This is a genomic window from Saccharomonospora sp. NPDC046836 (assembly GCF_040645195.1).
Taxonomy (GTDB): Bacteria; Actinomycetota; Actinomycetes; order Mycobacteriales; family Pseudonocardiaceae; genus Prauserella_A.
This window is the reverse complement of record NZ_JBEYXW010000022.1, coordinates 82948-103145: the sequence shown is the minus strand read 5'-3', so window position 1 is coordinate 103145 and position 20198 is coordinate 82948. Positions and strand designations below refer to the sequence as shown.

20 protein-coding genes and 1 pseudogene are annotated in these 20198 nt (G+C 67.7%); 14 read left to right on the top strand and 7 right to left on the bottom strand.

Annotated elements, in window-relative coordinates:
• Window positions 1–50 precede the first annotated feature (50 nt).
• Window positions 51–254, bottom strand: coding sequence for a hypothetical protein (locus ABZ863_RS23725; RefSeq protein WP_358539364.1), 204 nt, complete (start codon window positions 252–254; stop codon window positions 51–53).
• Entirely contained in the window at window positions 251–862 is a 612-nt protein-coding gene (locus ABZ863_RS23720) for an NADPH-dependent FMN reductase (RefSeq protein ID WP_358539362.1), read from the bottom strand. The genes ABZ863_RS23725 and ABZ863_RS23720 overlap by 4 nt, the downstream gene beginning before the upstream one ends.
• Window positions 863–1026: 164 nt before the next feature.
• On the opposite strand from ABZ863_RS23720, the gene ABZ863_RS23715 reads away from it, so the two are divergent.
• The 3 genes from ABZ863_RS23715 to ABZ863_RS23705 are packed head-to-tail and all read left to right on the top strand — an operon-like array spanning window position 1027 to window position 4630.
• Window positions 1027–1533 (top strand): 2Fe-2S iron-sulfur cluster-binding protein, encoded by a 507-nt coding sequence (locus ABZ863_RS23715; RefSeq protein ID WP_358539360.1) that lies wholly within the window; start codon window positions 1027–1029, stop codon window positions 1531–1533.
• On the top strand, window positions 1530–2537 hold the full coding sequence (locus tag ABZ863_RS23710; RefSeq protein WP_358539358.1) for a xanthine dehydrogenase family protein subunit M: 1008 nt from the start codon (window positions 1530–1532) through the stop codon (window positions 2535–2537). The genes ABZ863_RS23715 and ABZ863_RS23710 overlap by 4 nt, the downstream gene beginning before the upstream one ends.
• Entirely contained in the window at window positions 2534–4630 is a 2097-nt protein-coding gene (locus ABZ863_RS23705; RefSeq protein WP_358539357.1) for a xanthine dehydrogenase family protein molybdopterin-binding subunit, read from the top strand. Before ABZ863_RS23710 ends, ABZ863_RS23705 begins: the two co-directional genes overlap by 4 nt.
• A gap of 41 nt (window positions 4631–4671) precedes the next feature.
• Here ABZ863_RS23705 and ABZ863_RS23700 read toward each other — a convergent pair whose 3' ends face one another.
• Window positions 4672–5553 carry an oxidoreductase gene (locus ABZ863_RS23700; RefSeq protein WP_358539354.1) on the bottom strand — a complete coding sequence of 294 codons (882 nt, stop codon included), beginning with the start codon at window positions 5551–5553 and terminating at the stop codon, window positions 4672–4674.
• Between the two features lie 49 nt (window positions 5554–5602).
• Between ABZ863_RS23700 and ABZ863_RS23695 the strand changes: the two genes are divergently transcribed.
• Both ABZ863_RS23695 and ABZ863_RS23690 read left to right on the top strand, forming a co-directional pair.
• On the top strand, window positions 5603–5734 hold the full coding sequence (locus ABZ863_RS23695) for a hypothetical protein (protein WP_358539352.1): 132 nt from the start codon (window positions 5603–5605) through the stop codon (window positions 5732–5734).
• Window positions 5731–6645, top strand: coding sequence for a LysR substrate-binding domain-containing protein (locus ABZ863_RS23690; RefSeq protein ID WP_358539350.1), 915 nt, complete (start codon window positions 5731–5733; stop codon window positions 6643–6645). Before ABZ863_RS23695 ends, ABZ863_RS23690 begins: the two co-directional genes overlap by 4 nt.
• A gap of 68 nt (window positions 6646–6713) precedes the next feature.
• Here ABZ863_RS23690 and ABZ863_RS23685 read toward each other — a convergent pair whose 3' ends face one another.
• Window positions 6714–7955 (bottom strand): NAD(P)/FAD-dependent oxidoreductase, encoded by a 1242-nt coding sequence (locus tag ABZ863_RS23685; protein WP_358539348.1) that lies wholly within the window; start codon window positions 7953–7955, stop codon window positions 6714–6716.
• Between the two features lie 286 nt (window positions 7956–8241).
• On the opposite strand from ABZ863_RS23685, the gene ABZ863_RS23680 reads away from it, so the two are divergent.
• From ABZ863_RS23680 to ABZ863_RS23660, 5 genes are all read left to right on the top strand, one after another.
• On the top strand, window positions 8242–8664 hold the full coding sequence (locus ABZ863_RS23680) for a RidA family protein (RefSeq protein ID WP_358539345.1): 423 nt from the start codon (window positions 8242–8244) through the stop codon (window positions 8662–8664).
• Entirely contained in the window at window positions 8661–9326 is a 666-nt protein-coding gene (locus ABZ863_RS23675) for a DUF1028 domain-containing protein (protein ID WP_358539343.1), read from the top strand. Before ABZ863_RS23680 ends, ABZ863_RS23675 begins: the two co-directional genes overlap by 4 nt.
• On the top strand, window positions 9326–10465 hold the full coding sequence (locus ABZ863_RS23670; protein ID WP_358539341.1) for a M20 family metallopeptidase: 1140 nt from the start codon (window positions 9326–9328) through the stop codon (window positions 10463–10465). Before ABZ863_RS23675 ends, ABZ863_RS23670 begins: the two co-directional genes overlap by 1 nt.
• 88 nt (window positions 10466–10553) lie before the next feature.
• Window positions 10554–11960, top strand: a complete 1407-nt coding sequence (locus ABZ863_RS23665) for an aspartate ammonia-lyase (RefSeq protein ID WP_358539338.1) — start codon at window positions 10554–10556, stop codon at window positions 11958–11960.
• Between the two features lie 184 nt (window positions 11961–12144).
• Entirely contained in the window at window positions 12145–13500 is a 1356-nt protein-coding gene (locus ABZ863_RS23660) for an MFS transporter (protein ID WP_358539336.1), read from the top strand.
• Between the two features lie 85 nt (window positions 13501–13585).
• Here ABZ863_RS23660 and ABZ863_RS23655 read toward each other — a convergent pair whose 3' ends face one another.
• The gene (locus ABZ863_RS23655) at window positions 13586–14830 is read right to left on the bottom strand and encodes an NAD(P)/FAD-dependent oxidoreductase (protein WP_358539333.1); all 1245 of its coding nucleotides are present in this window, start codon (window positions 14828–14830) and stop codon (window positions 13586–13588) included.
• Window positions 14831–15298: 468 nt separating this feature from the next.
• On the opposite strand from ABZ863_RS23655, the gene ABZ863_RS23650 reads away from it, so the two are divergent.
• The 3 genes from ABZ863_RS23650 to ABZ863_RS23640 are packed head-to-tail and all read left to right on the top strand — an operon-like array spanning window position 15299 to window position 18112.
• The gene (locus tag ABZ863_RS23650) at window positions 15299–16660 is read left to right on the top strand and encodes an aromatic ring-hydroxylating dioxygenase subunit alpha (protein ID WP_358539331.1); all 1362 of its coding nucleotides are present in this window, start codon (window positions 15299–15301) and stop codon (window positions 16658–16660) included.
• On the top strand, window positions 16657–17229 hold the full coding sequence (locus ABZ863_RS23645; protein WP_358539329.1) for a 3-phenylpropionate/cinnamic acid dioxygenase subunit beta: 573 nt from the start codon (window positions 16657–16659) through the stop codon (window positions 17227–17229). Before ABZ863_RS23650 ends, ABZ863_RS23645 begins: the two co-directional genes overlap by 4 nt.
• Before the next feature lie 10 nt (window positions 17230–17239).
• Window positions 17240–18112 (top strand): alpha/beta hydrolase, encoded by an 873-nt coding sequence (locus ABZ863_RS23640; protein WP_358539327.1) that lies wholly within the window; start codon window positions 17240–17242, stop codon window positions 18110–18112.
• Between the two features lie 104 nt (window positions 18113–18216).
• Here ABZ863_RS23640 and ABZ863_RS23635 read toward each other — a convergent pair.
• Window positions 18217–18335: pseudogene (locus ABZ863_RS23635) on the bottom strand (IS5/IS1182 family transposase); the annotation flags it as partial.
• A 99-nt stretch (window positions 18336–18434) separates the two neighbouring features.
• On the bottom strand, window positions 18435–19247 hold the full coding sequence (locus ABZ863_RS23630; protein ID WP_358539324.1) for an IclR family transcriptional regulator: 813 nt from the start codon (window positions 19245–19247) through the stop codon (window positions 18435–18437).
• 513 nt (window positions 19248–19760) lie between these two features.
• On the opposite strand from ABZ863_RS23630, the gene ABZ863_RS23625 reads away from it, so the two are divergent.
• Window positions 19761–20072, top strand: a complete 312-nt coding sequence (locus ABZ863_RS23625; protein ID WP_358539321.1) for a bifunctional 3-phenylpropionate/cinnamic acid dioxygenase ferredoxin subunit — start codon at window positions 19761–19763, stop codon at window positions 20070–20072.
• The last annotated feature ends 126 nt before the right edge of the window (window positions 20073–20198 follow it).

Sequence of the window (20198 nt, the reverse complement as noted above, 5' to 3'; positions counted from 1 at the left end):
TGTCGAAACGGAAGATGTCAACCAAGTTGACGATGCCGGGCACCGCCTTGCTATGCCCGCCTGAGTTCGAGCACAGGAATGGTGCGGACTCCAGCAGTTTGGCGTGCGTAGTCGGCAAAGCCTGCGGAGCGCACCGCTTGCTCGGCGTAGACGCGGTCGCGTTCAGCGCCGGTCAATTCACGGACGGTCACGTTGTATGTCTGGGTTCCGCGTTCGACACTGCCGTCACCGGCGGCCGAACTCCTGTCGTTCACGATCCCAGGGTAGGCACTGGGATCGGGTGCTGCATGTAGTCGCAGGCACCGGTCGCCGTCATCTGCTTCGCTGCGCGGACGACCTCACGACCGAGGTTGGCCAACTGGTTCGCGAGATTGTCGTCGCGGAGGGTGCCGTTCTCGTCGAAGGCTTGCGCTGCCTGCGCCACCGGCATGACCAGCGGTACTGCCCAAGCACGCAGCGAACGCACGATGAACTCCATCGTGTTGACCGCCTGTAACCCTTGAGTGCCGCCGGCGGCCGTCATGAGCCCGACGACCTTGTCCGTCAAGTACGGTGGGTCGCGCCGGGCCAGCAACTGCAGCCAGTCGATCGCGTTCTTGAACGAGCCGGACACCGAACCGTGGTACATCGGGCTCGACCACACCATTGCCTGGGCGTGGCCCACCGCGTCCACGAATTCCAGCGTCCGCGGCGACGGCTCGATATCGGGTTGGTATAGCGGTATCGCCATCTCGCGGATATCGAACAGCCGTACGTTGGCTCCGGCGTCCTCGCTCGCCCGGAGCACCACCCGCAGCGCGGCCAGACTCGTCGAACCTCGCCGCAAGGAGCCCCCCAGTCCTATCAGCGTGACCTTCCCCATCGGATGCCCCTATCACGATGTCCACGCTCAGAATGTTGGAGTCCGCCAGGAGCTGCAACCGCACTACGCGAGTGTTGCAGGTCTTTCGACTCTTTTCCGCGATACCGCAGGCCGGACCATGGGTGCGTAGCGGCTCCCCACCGCACGAACCGGAGGGAGCGGAGATGGAAGCCGAGATCACGCTCTGGGTGGATGGGACACGACACCGATTGGTGGTGGACACGCGTACGACTCTGCTGGACGCCCTCCGCGAGCGGCTGCGGATCACGAGCCCGAAGAAAGGCTGTGACCACGGGCAATGCGGTGCCTGCACCATCCTGCTGGATGGCCGCCGGGCGTTGAGCTGCTTGGCACTGGCGGTGGCGTATCAAGGTTCGGAGATCGTCACGGCGGACGGGCTGGGTGACGGTGAGCCGCATCCGTTGCAACGTGCGTTCATCGAGCACGATGCCTTCCAGTGCGGCTACTGCACGCCGGGACAGATCGTGTCGGCGGTGGGGATGATCCGGGAGGCCGCCGAGGGGTGGCCGAGCGCGGCGGGTAAGGACCAGGACGCCGCGGAAGTGGTGCTCGATGACGAGGAGATTCGCGAGCGAATGGCCGGAAACCTGTGCCGCTGCGGCGCTTACGCGAACATCGTGCCGGCGATCGCGGAGGTGGCACGGCCATGAAGCCCTTCCGCTACGAGCGTGCGACCGACGTGCCTTCGGCGGTCGCACTGCTGGCCGAGCAACCGCACGGGGCATTTCTGGCTGGAGGCACGAATCTGGTGGACCTGATGAAGCTGGAGGTGGCCACCCCGGAGGCGCTGGTCGACGTGCGGCGGGCGACCTCGGACCGCATCGAGGAGCTGCCGGACGGCGGGCTGCGGATCGGTGCCGCCGTGACGAACAGTGAGCTGGCCGCAGACCGGACGGTCCGGCGGCGATACCCGATGCTGTCGCAGGCGGTGCTCGCGGGCGCGTCGGGACAGGTGCGCAATCTGGCCACCACCGGTGGAAACCTGTTGCAGAGGACCCGATGCGTGTACTTCCAGGACACCACGACACCCTGCAACAAGCGCGATCCCGGGTCTGGTTGTTCGGCGTTGGACGGCTACCACAGGGAACTGGCGATTCTGGGTAGCTCTCCTGCTTGTGTGGCAACAAATCCGTCGGACATGGCAGTCGCCTTGGCCGCGCTCGACGCCGTGGTGCACCTGCAGGGTCCACTCGGTGAGCGGGTGATTCCGCTGACCGAGTTCCACCGGCTGCCCGGTGCCGAGCCGGAACGTGACACGGTGATCGAACACGGTGAGCTGATCACTGCGGTGGATGTTCCGCCACTGGCGATGATGACCCGCTCGACCTACCGCAAGGTGCGTGACCGGGCTTCCTACGCGTTCGCCCTGGTCTCGGTGGCCGCCGCGCTGGAGGTCACCGACGGCGTCGTGGCCGATGTGCGGCTCGCGCTCGGCGGTGTCGCGCACAAGCCGTGGCGAGCGTGGATCGCGGAAGAGGCTCTGCGCGGGGCACGCGTGAGCACGGAGAGCTTCCAGGCGGCCGCCGATGCCGAACTCGCGGCCGCCCGGCCGCTGCCGGGAAACGCGTTCAAGGTTCCGCTCGCGCGCAACGTCATCGTGCACTCGCTGGGTGACCTGGCCGAGTTTCATCAGTTGGGCGAGGAGCTACGTTGACCACGATCACCCCTACCCCTACCGTCGGCGTGTCGATCCCCCGAGTCGAAGGCCCGGACAAGGTCAAGGGCCAGGCCCGCTACGCCTACGAGCAGCCGGTCGACCGGCCCACTTACCTCTACCCGCTGCAGGCGCCCATCACCGCCGGTCGTCTCGCCGCCGTGGACGCCACGGAGGCGCTCGCCCAGCCAGGCGTGCTGACCGTGTTCACGCACCAGAACGCGCCGAGGCTGGTGTCCACTGAGGACGCCGAGCTGGCGATCCTGCAGTCCGACGAGATCGCTTTCCGGGGCCAGTTCGTCGGCGGCGTCGTCGCGGACAGCCCGGAAGCGGCCCGCCATGCAGCGGCACTGGTGCGGCTGGACTGCACGGAAGGCGCGCACGACACCGAGTTCCGCCCCGACCATCCGCACCTTTACGCCCCCGATCACGTCAACCCGTGGTTCGATACCGACACCGACCAGGGAGATACCCAGACCGCGCTGGCCTCGGCGCACGTCACGCTCGACGCGACGTACACGACACCGCGCGAGATCAATAACCCGCTGGAGCCGCACGCCACCATCGCCATCTGGACCGACGACGAGCTCATGCTGTATGAAGCGACCCAGGGGGTCAACTGGGTTCAGCAGACGCTGGCAGCACTGTTCGGGCTCGACCCGCAGCAGGTGCGGGTGATCTGCCCGCACACCGGCGGCGGGTTCGGTTCGAAGGGACCGCACTCCAACGTGGTGCTGGCTGCCATGGCCGCCAAGCTGGTGACGCCCCGGCCGGTGAAGCTGGCCCTCACCCGGCAGCAGATGTTCGCACTGGTCGGCTTCCGCACGCCCACGGTGCAGCACATCCGGCTCGGAGCAAACCCACAGGGGAGGCTGACGGCCATCAGCCACGACGTGATCGAGGAGACGGCGAAGATCAAGGAGTTCGCCGAGCAGACCGCCGTGTGCACGCGAACGATGTACGCCTGCCCCAACCGGCACACCGCACACCGGCTGGTGCCCCTGGATGTGCAACCGCCGACGTTCATGCGGGCGCCGGGCGAGACGCCCGGCATGTTCGCCCTTGAATCGGCGATGGATGAGATGGCGTCGGCCTGTGGCATCGACCCCGTCGAGTTCCGCATCCGCAACGAACCGGACCTCGACCCTGAGACAGGCTTGCCGTACTCCAGCCGCAACCTGGTGGCCTGCTTGCGCGAAGGCGCCCACCGGTTCGGCTGGCAGGACCGCGCCCCCGACCCGCGGGCTCGGCGCGAGGGCGGCTGGCTGGTCGGCAGCGGAGTCGCCGCCTCGACGTTTCCGGTGGTCCGGCTTCCCGGCTCCTCGGCGACGATCCAGGTCACGCCGGGTGGTAGGCACGTGGTGCGGATCGCCGCCGTGGACATCGGCACCGGTACCTGGACCGCGCTGCGTCAGATCGCCGCCGACGCCCTGAAAGTCCCCTTCGATGAGGTCGACCTGCGCATGGGGGACACCGCGCTGCCGCAGGCATCAGTCGAAGGTGGCAGCTCGGGCATCACGTCTTGGGGCTCCGCCATCGTGGCGGCCGCCGTGGCGCTCCGGGAGCGGCTGATGTCCGAGCACGACGGTGTGCTGCCGGAGGGCGGTCTGGAGGTCACCGCCGAAGACCCGGGCAACCCCTACACCCAGCACTACTCGATGCACAGCTTCGGTGCCCAGTTCGCCGACGTGCGTGTTCACGAGGTCACCGGTGAGATCCGGGTGCCCCGGCTGCTCGGGATCTTCGCCGCCGGCCGGATCATCAATCCGGCAACGGCGCGCTCGCAGTTGATCGGTGGGATGACCTGGGGGCTGTCCATGGCGTTGCACGAGGACGCGTTCCGCGACCCGCGGTTCGGCCACGTGGTCAACCAGGACTTCGCGGAGTATCACATCAGCACGAACGCCGACGTACCCGCGATCGAGGTGGACTGGGTCGACGAGGACGACCCCTATGTCAACCCGATGGGGTCCAAGGGCATCGGCGAGCTCGGGATCGTCGGGACCGCCGCCGCGATCGCCAATGCCGCCTATCACGCCACCGGCATCCGCGTCCGCGACCTGCCGATCACCCTCGACAAGTTCCTTTCCTGACGAGCGAATTCCTGGCGGAGCGGGGACCGTTCATGATCGCTTCATGCGTCGTCGGCGACCCCGTCCAGGACGGCGAGCTCGTCATCGGGGAGGACGAGTCCGGCGGCGGCGATGTTGTCCCGCAGGTGCTGAACGGACGAGGTGCCGGGGATCAGCAGTACGTTCGGAGAGCGCTGCAGCAACCAGGCCAGCGCCACGGCCATCGGCGTCGTCTCCAGCCGGGCGGCGACCTCGTCCAGCTCGGCGGACTGCAGCGGGCTGAACCCGCCGAGCGGCCAGAACGCGGCGTAGGAGATGCCCTGCTCGTTCAGCGCGGCGACCAGGGCGTCGTCGCGGCGTTTGGCCACGTTGTACCAGTTCTGCACCGTCACGATCGGCGCGATCGACCGGGCCTCGGCCACCTGCTCGGCATCGACGGTGCTGACGCCGAGATGCCGGATCAGCCCCTCCTGCCGCAGCTCGGCGAGAGCACCGAACGACTCGGCGAGAGAGCCGGGTACCGGCGAGTGGCCGTCGGGACCCCCACCCCAGCGCAGGTTCACGACATCGAGCGCGTCGACGCCGAGGTTGACCAGGTTCTCGTGCACCTGGGCACGCAGGTGCTCGGGCTCGCGGGCGTGGATCCAGCTACCCTGGTCGTCGCGCACCGCGCCGACCTTGGTGACGATCACGAGGTCGTCCGGGTAGGGCGCGAGCGCCTCGCGGATCAGCTGGTTGGTGACGTGCGGACCGTAGAAGTCCGCCGTGTCGATGTGCCGGATACCGGTGTCGACCGCTTCGCGCAGCACCGCGATGGCCTCGTCCCGATCGGCGGGTGGACCGAAGACCCCCTTTCCCGCCAACTGCATCGCGCCGTAACCGACACGCGTGAACTCGAGGTCGGCTACCTGGAAGGTGCCGCCGGGCAAGTCGATCGCACTCATGCGCTCTCCGTATCCTGGGTGGTGCTGTACTCACCCCATGGTCGCCCACATGCGGGCCTTGCTCGGAACCGACCTTGTCCGGATCCACCTGCACCCGGTGGGCTATCGGGCGGTAGCGAACATCGCGACCGCTGGCCGGTTGTGGCAGGACCACCACGGCACCGGCAGGATGACGCGGTGAGCGAACCATCCTTCACCCTCGTCCAGCTCAGGTACTTCGAAGCCGCGGCCAGGCACCTGAGCATGACCGCGGCCTCGCGCGAGTTGATGGTGTCGCAGTCGGCCGTCTCCACCGCGATCGCGCAACTCGAACGGGACCTGGGAGTGCAGCTCCTACTGCGCCACCACGCTCGAGGACTGAGCCTCACCACCGCTGGGCAGGCGTTCCACCAACGCGTTCTCGACTTCCTCGCGCACGGCGCCGAACTCGTCGAAGCCGCCCGGCAGGCCGGCACCGAACTGGTGGGGCCGCTGACCATCGGCTGCTTCACCACCCTCGCCCCGTTCCGGCTGCCCGGCCTGCTGGCCGAGTTCGAGAACCGGCACCCGCAGGTGCGGGTCTCGATGCGGGAGGGCGAACACTCAGCGCTCAAGGCCGCCCTGCGCAACGGCGAGTGCGAGGTCGCACTGCTCTACGGCTACGACCTCGACGACGACATCGACCGCCTCGTCGTGGACACCGCGCCGCCCTATGCCCTGGTCTCGCCCGATCATCGGCTCGCGCGGAAGAAGAAGGTGGCGCTCACCGACCTGGCCGGCGAACCCATGGTGCTGCTCGACCTGCCGCACAGCCGCGAATACCTGCAGTCGGTGCTGCGCGACGCCGGCATCGAGCCCGAGATCCGGCATCGCACGACCGGCTACGAGACTGTCCGTGCGCTCGTCGCACACGGTCACGGCTTCGCCCTGCTCAACCAGCGCCCGCCCGTCGAGGCGACCTACGCCGGGGCACGAGCCGTGGCACTCTCCCTGACCGACGACGTCGGAGCGCTCGAGATCGTGGTGGCGTGGATCCGCGGCGTTCGCCTGACCCGGCGCGCGCAGGAGTTCGTAGAGCTGTGCCGGAGCCTCTACGCGCACCCACACCGCTGAATCGGGCTGACTACCCAAAGGCACGACTGTCTACATGCGCCTCACAGCCGGCCACCGAGGTCGATCACCTAATGCTCGAGGTAGCCGCGCTGGGTCGCGATGTGGTCGGCCACGAACTTGGCGTCGTGCCAGACACCCCAGATGAAGCTCGACCCGCGCCGCGCCAGCCACGGCAGCCCCAGGAAGTAGACGCCAGGCTCGGAGGACACACCTCGCCGGTGCCGTGGCTTGCCGTTCTCGTCGAGCGCGTCGACCTGCAGCCAGCTGTAGTCGACGGCAAATCCGGTCGCCCACACAATAGAGCCGACTCCGACGGCAGCCAGGTCGAGTTCCAGGAGGGGGTCGGTCACACAGTCCGGGTCTGTCCCGAGCGTGCGGGCACTCGGTTCCTCGGGCAGTTCCAGGCCGTTGCGCGCGACGTAGGCGTCGGCTTCGTCGAGTAGCGACAGGTAGTTCGCGTCGCCGCCCGCGATGTTGCTGCCGAGGTCCGGCGCGAAGCGGATGGTCCCGTTGTCGTAGGAGGCGGTCAGGCCGACGAGATTGATGCCGAGCGCGGCGAGGGCACGGAAATCCACAGTGTGACCGCCGCGTGCGCCGCTGACCGCGATGGTGACGTGCTCGGCTCCCCGCGGCGGTGTCTCGGCGTCCCACTTGCCGAGAACTCCAAGCCACCAGCAGAAGTCGCGCCCGCGATACCGGCGCGGAGGCCGGTCGTGGGGGCCGACGGAGAGGTAGACGCGCCGCCCCGACCGGTGGAGCTCTTCGGCGATCTGCACCCCGGACGATCCGGCTCCGATCACCAGTACAGCGCCTTCGGGTAGTTGCTCAGGGTTCCGGTAGGAGCTGGAGTGGATCTGCAGGGGCCCTGCGTCGTCGGGGATGATCGGCGGGATCACGGGCCGCTGGAACGGCCCGGTCGCGGCGACGACGAAGCGGGCGTCGATGGTTCCGTCCGAGGTCTCCACGCGAAAACCGGGCCGGCCGGCGTGCCTCCGCACGGACGTCACCTCGACACCGGTCTGAACCGGTGCGGAGATCTTGTCCGCGTAGGCCTCGAAGTAGTCCGCGATCTTTTCCTTCGACGCGAAGGCGTCCGGGTCGAGATCGACGAACTCCAGACCGGGAAAGCGGTCGTGCCACGCAGGCCCGTTCGCGACCAGCGAGTCCCACCGCTCCGAACGCCAGCGCTCAGCGATCCGGTGCCGTTCCACGACGAGGTGCGGCACGCCGCAGTCGCTCAGATGTTCACTCATCGCCAGGCCGGCCTGGCCCCCGCCTACAACGAGGACCTCAACCTCTCGGCTCGACATCCAGACCTCCACTACGAACAACGGGCAAACCGGGTCGGTTTGTCTCCACACCTCTGTGCGCCTCATCGAATCGTCGCTGGCGGCGAACTCCGTGTCCAACAGATGTTGTTGCAGCTTTAGTTCTGATTTGTTGATCCAAGGTTCCCCCGCCATTGCATCCAAAATTTCGATTCATTGCCACCGAAACATCTGTTGGACAGAACCTGGGCCGGGCGTCACGCTGGTCCGGTGTCCGCTTCACCCGCGGTCACGACGCGAAGGGACCGATGATGGGAGGCACAGCCCGATGACCGCGCACAAGCGGATCCGGCCGTTCAACACCGCCGACACCTACCCGGAACAGAACCTCGACAACGACCTGTGCCAGGCCGTCGTCGCGAACGGCACCGTCTACGTGCGCGGCCAGATCGGGCAGGACCTCGACACCAGCGAGTCCGTCGGGATCGGCGACGCCGGCGCGCAGGCCGAGCAGGCCATGGCGAACATCAAGATGCTCCTCGAAGAGGCAGGCAGCCGGATGGAGCACCTGGTCAAACTCACCATCTATCTGATCGACCCGCGGTATCGCGAAGCGGTGTACCGAGTCGTCGGCCGGTGGACCAAGGGCGTGCACCCGATCTCGACCGGGGTGGTGGTCTCCGCGCTGGCCCGTCCGGAGTGGTTGTGCGAGATCGACGCCATCGCGGTGATCCCTGAGGAGGAACGGTGACCTTGTCGCTCGTGGCGCGTGATGGCGACCGGTTCGGCATCGTCGCCAGCTCGTCCAGTCCCGCCGTCGCGGCCAGGGTCGCGCACCTGCGCCCTGGCATCGGGGCGGCTACTTCACAGAACGTCACCGATCCCCGCCTCGGCGCCCGGCTGCTCGACGGGCTCGCCCAGCACGGCGACGCGGAACGCGCGCTCGCCGAGGTGGCCGGCGCCGCCGAGCACATCGCGTACCGGCAGCTGACCGTGCTCGGGCGCAGTGGCCCCGGTTTCGCCTACAGCGGCGCCGAGACGCTGGGCAAGCACGCGACGGCGAGCGCCGACGGACTGGTGGCGGCGGGCAACATGCTCTGCGGCGAGCACATTCCCGAGGTACTGCTCGACGCGTTCGTCTCGGCGACCGGCGAACTGGAGCAACGGCTACTCGCCGCGCTGGAGGCCGCGGTCGCCGCCGGCGGCGAGGCGGGCCCAGTGCACTCGGCCGGGCTGGTCGTCGTGGCCGACGTGGACTGGCGGGTCACCGACCTGCGCGTGGACTGGGCAGAGGACCCGGTCGAACGTCTCGGCGAGGTGCTCGACATCTGGCTACCCCAACGCGACGACTATGTCCGACGCGGCCTCAACCCCGCGTCGGCACCGTCGTACGGCGTGCCAGGCGATCTCTGATGTCCGCGCTGAAGACCGCCGCCCGGCAACAGGTCGACCAGCACGCCGACGAGCTGATCCAGCTGTCCGAACGGCTGCACGCCGATCCGGAGACGGCGTGGGAGGAGCACCGGGCCGCCGCGGCGGTGCCCGATCTGCTCGACCGCGCCGGGTTCGAGGTGACCGCCGGATATCTGGGGCTGGACACAGCCTTCCTCGCACGGTTCGGTGCCGGGCCCACGAGGATCGCGCTGTGCGCCGAGTACGACGCCCTCCCGGGGCTCGGCCACGCCTGCGGGCACAACCTCATCGCCGCCAGTTCCGTCGGCGCCGCACTGGGGCTCGCCGCCGTCGCCGACGATGCCGGCATCACCGTCGAGGTGTACGGCACTCCGGCCGAGGAGGGCGGCGGCGGCAAGATCGAAATGCTCGACCGGGGTGCGTTCACGGGCGTGGACCTCGCGATGATGGTCCATCCGGCCCCCGTCGACGTCGCCGAGGCGCGCCCGTTCGCGGTGAGCCACTCGAAGGTCTCCTACACGGGCAAGTCCGCGCACGCCGCGGCCTACCCCGAAGCCGGGATCAACGCGGCCGACGCGTTCACCGTCGCACAGGTCGCGATCGGGCTGCTCCGCCAGCAACTCCCGTCTTCCGCCCGCGTGCACGGCGTGGTGACGCACGCCGGAGACGCGCCGAACGCGATCCCGGAGAACGCCACCGGCCGCTGGTACGTCCGGGCCGAGACACTCGCCGAGCTCGCCGAGCTCGAACCCCGCGTGCTGCGCGCGTTCGAGGCAGGCGCACTGGCCACCGGCTGCGAGCTGACGGTGGAACCGGAGAGCAAGCCCTACGCCGAGTTCCGCGCGGACGAGCAGGCGCTGGCGGCCTACCGGGCCAACGCGCTGGAACTGGGCCGCGAGTTCGCCCCGGCCGGTACCGCGGCCCGGATGAACCGCGCATCGACCGACATGGGCAACGTGTCCCAGGTCGTGCCCGCGATCCACCCCTACATCGGCATCGGGTCGCTGCCCGCCACCAACCACCAACGCGAGTTCGCCGCGTTCTGCGTCGGCGGCACCGCCCAGCGAGCCCTGCTCGACGGCGCGGTCGCGCTCGCCTGGACCGGCGTGGACCGCGCGACGCGGAGGGAGGTCTTATGACGTGCCGCCCGGCCCCGTCACCTTGGTCCGCCACCCACTGCACCCCAGTCTCACCCTCACTTTCCGAGCCCCCCTCTGGAGGACAACGATGTCCCGCACAGCCCGGATAGAGCACGACATGCTCGGCGAGATCAGCGTTCCCGCCGACGCCTACTACGGCGCCCACACCGCGCGCGCCCTGGCCAACTTCCCGATCACCGGTGAACGCCTCGCCGACAGATCCCATCTGGTCAACGCCCTGGCGGCGGTGAAGCACGCCACTGCTGCGGCGAACGCCGAGGTGGGCGCGCTCGATGAGACCAGGGCCCGCGCCATCGCGACCGCGTGCACCGAGATCCGCAACGGCGCGCTACACGACCAGTTCGTGGTCGATCTGATCCAGGGCGGTGCGGGCACGTCGACGAACATGAACGCCAACGAGGTCGTCGCCAACCGCGCTCTCGAACTGCTCGGCCACCACCGCGGTGAGTACTCGGTGCTGCACCCGCTCGACCACGTCAACCTGGGTCAGAGCACCAACGACGTCTATCCCACCGCGGTCAAGCTGGCCCTCGACCGGCACCTCGCCGAACTGCTCGCCGCGCTCGCCGAACTACGGGAAGCGTTCACCGCCAAGGCGGTCGAGTTCGCCGACGTGCTCAAGATGGGGCGCACCCAACTGCAGGACGCGGTGCCGATGACGCTGGGCCAGGAGTTCGGTGCCTACGCCGCCACACTCGCCGAAGACGAGCAACGCCTTGCCGAAACCCGTCTGTTGCTGCACGAGCTGAACCTCGGCGGAACCGCCATTGGTACAGGTCTCAACGCTCGGCCCGGCTACCGCGAACTCGCCATCGCGCACCTCCGGTCGCTGACCGGCATCCCCACCCTCGTCTCCTCCCCCGATCTCATCGAGGCGACCCAGGACGTCGGAGTGTTCGTCCAGCTGTCCGGCGTGTTGAAACGGACCGCGGTGAAGCTGTCGAAGATCTGCAACGATCTGCGCCTGCTGTCTTCCGGCCCGCAGGCCGGACTCGGCGAGATCACCCTGCCCGCCCGGCAGACGGGGTCCTCGATCATGCCGGGCAAGGTCAATCCCGTGATCCCGGAGGCGGTCAACCAGATCGCCTTCGAGATCATCGGCCACGACGTCACCGTCACACTCGCCGCCGAGGGCGGGCAACTGCAGCTCAACGCCTTCGAACCCATCATCGCCCGAGCACTGACCGCAGGGCTCGACCACCTCACCGCTGGGATCGGGGTCCTCAGAGAACACTGCGTGCTCGGGATCACCGCCAACCGCGACCGGCTGGCGGAGATCGTGGCTGTCTCAACCGGACTGGTGACCGCGCTCAGCCCCACGCTCGGCTACGAGATGGCGTGCGCGATCGCGCTCGAGGCACACCACACCGGTAGGCCCCCGCTGGATCTGGTGCGCGAACGGGAACTGCTCACCGAGGAACAACTGCACATCCTTACCGCACCGGAGGCGCTCACCGGCAGACGCGTCGCCTGACTATCCATATTGGATGGACTTCGCGCGTGAATTTCCTGTTTCGCCGCTGTTGTGCCTCCATGTCAACGCAGTTCAGCGATAGCCGATCAGTTTTATCGATGCATTACACCATCTCTTTCTTCTTGTCCGATTCTGTGAACAGCTTCTAGCGTCATCCGCACAGGCGGTCCCTTACGGAGGCACCATGACCACTAGCGACTCCCCCGCTGCCGAGGGCATCACCCACGAGCTAGCCGATCCAGCCGCGCTGCGCCGCAGCGTCGCGGCCGGCGCGGTCGGCGTCTTCGTGCACTGGTTCGACTGGGCCGCCTACGCCTACCTGGCGAGCACCATCGCCACGGTCTTCTTCCCCGCGGAGAACGACACCGCGGCACTGCTCGCGGTGTTCGGCGTGTTCGCGGTGTCCTTCGGCATTCGCCCCCTCGGTGCGCTGGTTTTCGGACCGCTCGGGGACCGGATCGGTCGCAAGCGCACGCTGTCCATCGTCATCTTCGTGATGTCCGGCGCGACGCTCGGTATCGGACTGCTCCCGGGTTACGAGACACTCGGTATCGCCGCACCGTTGCTGTTGGTATTCCTGCGTCTGGTGCAGGGTTTCGCAGCAGGAGGTGAGTTCGGCAGCGCGGCCAGCTTCCTCGCTGAGCACTCCCCGCGCAGGTTCCGCGGGTTCGGCGTCAGCTGGCTGGAAGTCGGCTCCCTGCTGGGATTCCTCGGGGGTTCGTTCGTGTTTCTCCTGCTGTCGACCGGGTTGGCGGAGGACGAGCTCACCTCATGGGGCTGGCGCATCCCGTTCCTCATCGCCGCGCCGCTGGGCGTCATCGGCTTCGTCATCCGCAACAAGATCGAGGACACCCCGGAGTACCGGACCCTCGAGGCCACCGACAACGTGCCGCGCAGCCCGGTGAAGGAACTCTTCCGCCACAACAAGAAGCAGCTGCTGCAGGCAGCGGGCTTGATGACCATGATGCACGTGACGTTCTACGCGGTGCTGACCTACCTCGTCACCTACGAGACCGACCACCTCGGCCACTCCGCGGGCAACGCCGCACTACTGTCCACTGTGATCTCGCTGGTGGGGCTGGTTCTGGTTCCCGCGTTCGGCCATCTGTCGGATCGCGTCGGCCGTCGCCCCCTCTTCATCGCCGCGGCCGTCGCGCTCTTCGTCCTGGCTACTCCCGCGTTCCTGCTGATGCAGTCGAGCCTTGTCGGGACCTGGGTCGCCGCGCTCGCGCTGGGCGTCATCCTGGCGGCCATCCTCGGCACCTACGCGGTGTGGTCGGCGGAGATCTTCCCGACCCGTACCCGCCAGGGAGGCCTCTCCGTCTCCTACAACGTGACCGCGGCGCTGTTCGCCGGCACGGTGCCCTACCTGATGACCGTCCTCATCGCTGCGACCGGCAGCCCCCTCGTCCCTGGCCCATACCTGATGGTCGCGGCCGTCTTCGGCCTCGTCGCGGCCCTTTCCCTGCGCGAGACCGTCGGCACACCCCTCCTGCAGGCAGGAGACCTGGAGGCGGATCGACGGCCCGAGCACCCCTGACCCACGACGATCAGGTGGGTGCTGCGCTTCGCTCGTGGGTGCGGCGGGCCGAGACCGGCACTGGGCACGCCCTGTAGGTGACCAGCTAGCGAGCCGCGTCGGCCGAGGTGGCAGCCGGTGTGCCGCCCCGCGCGGCCTTCGTCACGGTGGCGACCATCTCGTCGAGGGACGCCCGGCCGAGGAGCCGGCGACCCCGTCCCAGTGCCGCCGCTTGATCTGCACAGAGGAGTCCGACCGCGACTCCACTGCGAGCGGTGACCGCGATCAACCCGGATAGCGGGGCGCCGGGGCGGACTACGTGTGTGGTGCAGTGCTGGACCTGACCCGCGACCTGGAGCCGGACGCCGTGCAGGTCCGTCCACACGTAGGGAGTGCCCCGGTAGGGCGAGGTGGGCCCGCCGGCAGCGGCGTTACGTCCGGCGTGGGTGCCCTGAGCGATCGCGTTGGTCCAGTTCTCGAACCGGCACCGCCCATCGAGACTTCCGTTCCACCAGGTGGCCACGTCGCCGGCCGCGTAGACGTTCGGTGCCGCGCGCAGGTGGGAGTCGCAGGCGATGCTGCGGTCGGGCTCGAGCACGAGCCCGCTGCCCGCCAGCCACGAGGTGGCCGGGGTCGATCCGATGCCGACCACGACGAGGTCCGCGGTGAGCCGGCTCCCATCGCTCAGCACGACCTCGGCCCCTTCCCCGGCCGCCGCCACCCGTTCGATGCCCGTCCCGAGGCGCAGGTCGACCCCCGCGGCGGATTGAAGAGTCGCGACGGCCTCGCCGATCTCCGGCCCGACGACCCGACGAAGCGGGATCTCGTCGACGTCGACGAGAGTCGCCCGACAGCCTCGTGCGAGCGCCGCGGAGGCCACCTCGGAACCGATGAGGCCGGCGCCGACGACCACGATGTGCGCGCCGGGTGTCAATCGCCGTCGGATGCGCTGTGCGTCGTCGTAGGTGCGCAGGCAGGTGACGGCGGAGACGGTCCCGGCGCTGGGCAGGCGCCTGGGCTCCGAGCCGGTCGCTATCACCAGGGATTGGTACCGGATCTCCTCGTCACCGCGGAACAGCAGTTGTTCGTCGACGTCCAGGCCGGTCGCTGCGCGGCCGAGTTCGAGACGCACCCCGAGATCGTCCTCGAGCACCGAGCGGTCGAGGAGGACGTCCGGGGGGAGGACGTCACCGTGGAGATGTTGCTTCGACAGCGGAGGGCGATCGTAGGGCAGGTGGTCCTCGGCGCCTATCAGCACGATCGGCCCGCGGAAGCCCGCTTCCCGCGCACCTCGAACGACGTGCACGCCGGCGAGCGAGGCACCGACGACCACCAAGGGATGTGAGTTCATGACCAGGTCTCCGTCACTTCCTGCTGCAGGTGAGCTGCTCGCTCCGGAATCGGCAGGGTGAGCAACGCCGACAGCCTGGCCGATTCCCTTCGTATTCCTCGTCGGAATCACGGCGCTCACGAAGGCGTACCTCACAATCGGTGAAATGCTCGAGAAAGCGAAGCGCGAGCGCGCGAATTCATTCGGCTAGCCGGTTCTGCCGGACTTCTGCCTCCGATCGTCGCTTACGCCCCCGACGTAATCCATCCATTGTTCTAGCAGGCAGAACGAAGCCGGCGCGGCAGCGTGCGCGAGGCGCGGTGCCGCTGTCGGACCCGTTCCAGCCCGTAGAACGTGCGCTGGACCGACCGCCCGCCGCCCGCAGAGAATCGAACTCGTCTTGCTGGGGTCTGCCTCCGGATATCTGCGACCTATGGTGCCGAGTCGTTTGTCATCCGACGAAGGCGGGCCAATCGATGGGAGGTCGCTGTGGCGATTGATCCAGATGAGCTGAAAACACTGGTCGACTGGGAGAACGGGCAGATTTCACCCCGAATCTTCATCGATGAGGAGATCTACCGGCAGGAACTTGCACAGGTCTTCGACCGCGCCTGGCTCTTCCTGGCGCACGATTCGATGATCCCGGAGCCGAACGACTTCTTCTCGACGTACATGGGCGGCGACCCAGTCATCGTGTCGCGCCTGGCCGACGGCTCCGTCACGGCGTTCCTCAACGCCTGCAGGCACCGGGGCATGAAGGTCTGCCGTGCCGAGGACGGGAACGCCAAGTCGTTCATGTGCACGTACCACGGCTGGACCTACGACAACGAGGGCAAGCTCATCAACGTGCCGATGTCGGAGGAGGCGTACCTCGGCGACCTGGACTACTCGCAGAACGGTCTGCTGAAGGTCGCGCAGATCGACTCCTACCGCGGGCTGCACTTCGCGACCTTCGACCCCGAGGCGCCTCCGCTGCTGGACTACCTCGGCGACATGACGTTCTACCTGGACTCGTTCCTCGACCAGACACCAGGCGGCATCGAGTTCCTTCCCGGCGTCATCAAGTGGACGATCCACGGCAACTGGAAGATGGGTGCCGAACAGTTCGGCGGGGACGCCTACCACGCGGTGATCACGCACGCGTCGTCGTTCGGGGCGTACAACAAGCGCCGCGACCGAGACTCCAATATGGGCGAGCAGGCGGCGTTGCGTGAGGGACACACCACCGGGTACAGCCTCGCGGGCACCAAGTCGGAGCTGCGCGACATTCTGCGGCACGAGGACGGCGAGCACCAGCCCTCGGACGACTGGGAGGCCGAGAAGCTCGCCATCGCCGAGCAGCGCCTCGGCCCGGAGCGGGCGAAGCTGCGCGGCCACATGAACGTGTTCCCGAACTTCTCGGGTCTGCCCGGGCAGGCGAACCTGCGCATCTGGCACCCGAAGGGTCCCAACAAGTTCGAGATCTGGTCCTTCACCGTTGTGGACAAGGACGCTCCCGACGAGGTCAAGCGGGGCACCCAGCTGTCGGCGACGGTCACCGAGGGCGCAGCCGGCGTCGTGGAGTCCGATGACGGCGAGAACTGGGACCTCATCGGTCAGTTACTCGAACAGGGGCACCGGACCCGTGAGATGAAGTGGAACTACACAATGGGAATCGGGAAGGAGGACCGCATGCACGCGGGCTTCCCCGGCAAGCTCTCCCGCACGATCATGTCCGAGGGACCACAGCGCGCGTTCTACCGTCGGTGGCTCGAGTTCATGACGAGTGCCAAATGGCCGTACACGCCGAAGAGCGCGCAGGCGGCGCCGAACGGAACCGGCTCCGCCACCGTCTCGGAGCATGCCCGATGAGCGCGCCCGAGCTCGCGTCGCCGCGAAAGCTGATCCACAGCCTGGTGGATCCGGAGGCCGTCGCGCTGCAGTACAGCGTCGAACAGTTCCTGTACCGGGAAGCCGACCTGCTCGACACGTGGCGGTGGCGGGACTGGCTGGACCTGTTCACCGACGACATGCGCTACTTCATGCCGGTGCGGAAGAACCGGTTGCGCCGCCAGCGGGGCGAGTCGGAGTTCACTTCGGGCACGCACATGGCCCACTTCGACGACAGCAAGCGGTCGATGATGGTCCGGGTGGGCCAGATGGAGTCGGGCAGGCACTGGGCCGAGGACCCGCCGTCGCGTTGCCGCCACCTGTTCAGCAACGTGCGGATCGACGAGTCCGTCGGCGACGTCCACGAGTTCGGGGTCCAGTCGAACTTCCTGTGCTATCGGAACCGGCTCGAGTCGGAGGTCGACATCTGGGCGGGCGAACGCCACGACATCCTCAGGGTCTCCGACGAGGGTGAGTTCCGCATCGCCTCGCGGGCGATCCTGCTGGACCAGAATGTGATCCTGTCCAAAAACCTCAGCGTCTTCTTCTAGGCGGGCACGGATGACCACAGAGTCGGTAGCGGATTTGTTCGTCGACCGTCGGTACAGCCGGAAGATCGATGACGGGGACGGCGGCTTCGTCCACGTCCACGACATCGGGAGTGGTCCGCCGGTCATCATCCAGCAGGCGTTCGGACCGAGCCCGGGCACGTCCGCCTGGCTGACGTGGAAGGGTGTCGTCGAGAAGCTGCAGGACAGCTACCGCTGCATCCTCCTCGACTTCCCGAACTTCGGCCTCAGCAGCCGTCGCGCGATCAACGAACCGGCGCACGAGGTGTGTGCGCGCAACACGTTCCACGTGATGGACGAGCTCGGCATCGACTCTGCACCCGTCCTCGGGACCTCGATGGGCGGGACCGTGGCCATCGTGATGGCGCTGCAGCAGCCCGAGCGAGTCGACAGGATGATGATCGGCGCGTGCCACGCCTCGACGGGTGGGGACCCGTACACGCTGGCCCCCTTCCCCAGCGAGGTCCTACGTCGATTCGCCGAGTCCCGGGAGAACCCGCCTTCGCCGGCCCTCATCCGGCAGCTGCTCCGGTCGATCGTCTACGACGAGGAGCTGGTGACGCCGGAGCTCGTCGAGGCGCTGTACGAGTGGCGGCTGCGGGACGTGGCGGTCAACGGGGAGGGCGGGGGCGGGCCGTCGTACCCGCACAGTCGCCTGGCCGACCTGAGCTCGATCAGTACGCCGACTCTCATCGTGCACGGGCGGTTCGACCGGATGGTGCCGCTGGAGCACGCGACGCTGCTGATGAGCTACCTGAGCCAGGCGAACCTCGTCGTCCTGAATCGCTGCGGACACTGGCCACCCTTCGAGTTCCCCCAGGAGTACGCCGCCCATGCCCGGCGGTTCCTGGAGGCGAAGCAATAGCCCGTTGTTCCTCCGTACTCCTGCGTCCGGGCGTCCTAGCGTCCGGACGCAGGAGCAGCGTGCAGTCGGGTGGCCATCAGCCTGATCATCGCGTGTTGGCGTATCCGCCGTCGGCCCATATTCTCTTGCCCATATCGAATCCCCGCGCCTGGCCGCCCTCGCTGTTCTTCATCGACTGGGCGTTCAGCGCTGCCGCCGACGGATCCGGATCGCGACCGGCGGCGCACCAACCGATCATCATATTTCCTTGGCGCACCACCGTTTCTCTGGTCCCGGACCAGCATCAGCGGCGCTGAGCACCTCCCACACGGGGATGATCCTTTTATCTCTCCGACACGTCAATCCTCACGTACCCGGCAGCGGACATCGTCCAGAGGCGCGGGTGCCGCGCCGACGGGGACAGCAGGGACCGTGCGATCTGGGCGGCAGCCGTTCTGACCGCCACGGAGAACGCCGATGGAACGAAGCTCCGGGCCGGACCGGCGACCGATACCCCGCCGATGAGCTCCCGCGCGGGAGTGAGGATCGGCGCTGCCACGCACGTGAGCCCCGCCGCCGCCTCCTGGCGGTCGTAGGCGACACCGGTCAGTCGCACCTGCTCCAACTCGAGGCGCAGTCGACGGAGCTCGGCGATGCTGTTGGAGGTGAGCCGCGGGAGTGGACGTGCTTCGAACGCCTCCACGTCCTCGGGACTGTACGCCAGCATCGCCTTGCCGATCGCCGCACAGCTCGCCGGAACCCGACCGCCCACGGCCGATGGGGTGACGACGCGGTTGTGACCGTAGAGCTTCTCGACGTAGAGAACGTCAGACTTGTCCAGCACGGCCAGATGCACAGTCTGGCGGGTGAGCTCGTAGAGGTCCTGGAGGTGCGGCAGGGCGATGTCCCGAAGGGTGGGCATCTGCCCCAGGGACGACAGCTCCATCAGCTTCCGGCCGGGCGAGTACATCGTCCCTTCTCTCGACACGAGACCCCAGCTCACGAGGACAGCCAGCAAGCGATGCGTCGTCGACTTGGGGAGCCCGATCCGCCTCGCGACCTTGGACACCCCCATCACCTGGTGTGAGCGATCGAAGGCGGTCAGGATCGCCAGCGCCTTATCGACCGAACTCAGGGCGCCGCGTGACTCAGCCACCGGTTCGTCCTGGCAGCCGAGGAGGCAGCCGTCCAATTCGGTCAGTGGCTCGGTACCCGGGGCATCTTCATCGCTCGACCTGTGCATGGGTTGGTCCTCCCTGACACGACGCCGCCTGCGACTCTGCGATACAGCGCTCTGCACACACTTGATCTACTGGATCATGAGGCCTCCGGCAACGACGGAGAAGGCCTCGGCCGATTCGATCAGGTTAAATCACGTACCTCCGGTTCGGGAACGAATCGAGCCACACAAGAAGCTTGAACGATCATAATTCTGCGACCAGTCGCTTTTATTGAGAAACGGTCCATGGTACGGAACCCGGTCTTTGCCTGGCGATCGCTCCGCAGGGAGGATGGCGACGAGCTTCGCGCCTCCGTGGGGACGGAACGAGGGGGTCCACGGTGGACCGCCCGCACTGAAGAGGGGCGACGGGCTCTGCCGGCGCGGAGCGGAGCGGGAGTTCGCCGGCAGAGCCCACCCCGAGAACGCCCGAGGATCGGAGGTTCGCCGTTGTCAGTCATCAGGGTCTGCCCAGTAGCCGAACTGAAGGAGGGAGAGGTCAGGCAGGCGAGCGCCGAGCCGCCGGTCGCGGTCTACAACATCGGCGGCGAGGTGTACGCGACCAGCAACATCTGCAGCCACGACCACTTCTTCCTTTCGGACGGATATGTCGACGACGATCGCATCGAGTGCTCGCTGCACTTCGCACAGTTCTGCATCCGCACCGGCGAGGCGATGACGGCTCCGGCGACCGCGCCGATCGCGACTTACGCCGTCGAGATCCGCGACGGCGACATCTACGTCAGCATCCCGGAGACCTAGTGTCCGGCCGGCTCCGCAGCTCGACCGCGCGACGGGCCCTCGATCGCGGTGCGGTCTGCGGACCTCGGGCGTGTCCTGGGAAGACCGCGACATTGGTGGTAGTGCAGAACCGTTCCATGCGATGGA